2 protein-coding genes and 1 pseudogene are annotated in these 2,038 nt (G+C 70.5%); all 3 read left to right on the top strand.

Going from position 1 to position 2,038, the window contains the following annotated elements:
• Positions 1-248 (top strand): annotated as a pseudogene (locus tag I53_RS25245) (DUF1045 domain-containing protein); the annotation flags it as partial.
• A complete protein-coding gene (locus tag I53_RS25240; protein ID WP_043355958.1) occupies positions 241-861 on the top strand; it encodes a chloramphenicol acetyltransferase in 621 nt (206 codons plus the stop codon). The pseudogene I53_RS25245 and the gene I53_RS25240, both read left to right, overlap by 8 nt.
• A gap of 112 nt (positions 862-973) precedes the next feature.
• Positions 974-1,822: a phosphonate ABC transporter ATP-binding protein gene (phnC, locus tag I53_RS25235; protein ID WP_043355956.1), complete on the top strand. Its 849-nt coding sequence runs from the start codon at positions 974-976 to the stop codon at positions 1,820-1,822.
• Positions 1,823-2,038 lie beyond the last annotated feature (216 nt).

The following is a 2,038-nucleotide window of genomic DNA, read 5'->3' as shown; positions in this document are numbered from 1 at the left end:
CGCGCGGGCGGGCGCTGCTGGCGCGCTGGGGCTAACCGTACGTGTTCGAGGCCTTCCGCTTCCACATGACCCTGACCGACGCCCTGCCGGAGGCGGAGCGCGAAGCCTGGCACCGGCGCCTGTCCGAGGCCTACGCCGCCGCGGGGCCGGAGCCCCTTGTGATCGACGCCGTGTGCCTCCTGACCCAGGACGGGTCCGGCCCGTTCCGGCTCCTGGCGCGCCTGCCCTTCGGAGAGCCCCGTGGTTGACCGTCCCCTCGGACTCGAACCCGCACGCGATCCCAGCGCCCGGGTCGTGGATTGCCGCCTCGGTCACTACACGGAGGTCGGCGCGCGAACCCGCCTCACCGAGACGATCCTCGACGATTATTCCTACATCGGTCAGGATTGCGAGGTGATCTACACGACCATCGGCAAGTTCTGCTCGATCGCCGCCAGCGTGCGGATCAATCCCGGCAACCACCCGATGGAGCGCGCGTCGCAGGCGCATTTCACCTACCGGGCACGAGCCTACTGGCCGGAGGAGTCCGACGAGCCCGCCTTCTTCGACCGGCGCCGGGCGAGCCCGGTGGCGATCGGCCACGATGTCTGGATCGGCCACGGCGTCGTTGTCCTGCCCGGCCGCACCATCGGCACCGGCGCCGTGGTCGGCGCGGGCGCCATCGTCACCCGCGACGTCGAACCCTACACGATCGTTGTCGGCAATCCCGCCAAACCGGTCCGGCGCCGCTTCCCCGAGGCCGTCGCCGAACGTCTGATGCGCCTGGCATGGTGGGACTGGGATCACGAACGGCTGCGCCGGGCGCTTCCGGATTTCCGCGGCCTGCCCATCGAAGCATTCCTCGAGCGCTATGAAGTTTAAGCCGGCTATCAAAATGTAAGAATTGCGCCGGCAAACATAACCGATCTGTATTCGTCATCCAATCGTCGTGAAATCGGCGTTTACCTGCGGCCATTCCCCGGCGGATGGTGGCATGCTGGTTATCGAGGATCTCACGCGCCAGTACGGCGACCGGCGCGCCGTCGACGGCGTGTCGCTCCGGATCGAGCCCGGCAGCTTCGTCGGCGTGATCGGCCGGTCGGGCGCCGGCAAGTCGACGCTGCTGCGCCTGATCAACCGGCTGGCGGACCCGAGTTCGGGGCGCATTCTCCACGACGGCCGTGAGGTCACCACCCTGCGGGGCCGCGACCTGCGCGAATGGCGGGCCCGCTGCGCCATGATCTTCCAGCAGTTCAACCTCGTCGGCCGCCTCGACGTGATGACCAACGTGCTGATGGGCCGGCTCAGCCACGTGCCGAGCTACCGTTCCCTGCTGCGGCAATGGTCCGCCGAAGACCGGGCCATGGCGCTCGCCGCCCTGGAGAGCTTCGACATGGGCGAGTTCGCCGGCCAGCGCGCCGACGGCCTGTCGGGCGGCCAGCAGCAGCGCGTGGCCATCGCCCGCGCCCTCGTGCAGGAGCCCGAGATCCTGCTCGCCGACGAGCCGGTGGCCTCCCTCGACCCGCGCAACACCCGGCTCGTGATGGACGCGCTGGCCGACGTGAACCGGCGCTACGGCATCACGGTGCTGTGCAACCTGCATTCCCTCGACCTCGCGCGCGCCTATTGCGACCGCCTCGTGGGCCTCGCGGCCGGGCGGGTCGTGTTCGAGGGCGGACCGTTCGACCTCACCGAGGACGTGGCGCGCCGGCTCTACGGCCTGGAGGCCGGCGAGGTGCTGGACGATTCCGCGCAGCGCGAGGCGGAGCAGCGGGCCGCGATGCCCGGCCGGCCCGGTCTCGTGCCGGCGCGGCCGGTCCGCGAGGCCGCCCTCGGCGCCTGATCCGGGCCCTCCAAGCCCCAACAACCATTCGGGAAACGCCCGACCGGCCTCCGGCCGGCCGAACTTCCTGCCCTACGCCGTCACGAAGGACGACACGATGATCACCCGACGCACTCTCGCCGGCGCCGCCGCGGCTCTCGCCCTCTTCGGCCTGCCGGCGCCGCCCAAGACTGGAAGGCCCAGTATCCGGAGCTGACGCTCGGCGTGATCCCGGGC

The organism is Methylobacterium sp. B1 (assembly GCF_000333255.1).
GTDB classification, from domain to species: domain Bacteria; phylum Pseudomonadota; class Alphaproteobacteria; order Rhizobiales; family Beijerinckiaceae; genus Methylobacterium; species Methylobacterium fujisawaense.
The sequence above is the reverse complement of the archived record's forward strand: the minus strand, read 5'-3'. Positions and strand labels throughout refer to the sequence as shown.

Bases quoted from the DNA above. Each gene is read 5' to 3' on its own strand.
- phnC (WP_043355956.1), top strand. From the start codon at position 974: ATGCTGGTTATCGAGGATCTCACGCGCCAGTACGGCGACCGGCGCGCC.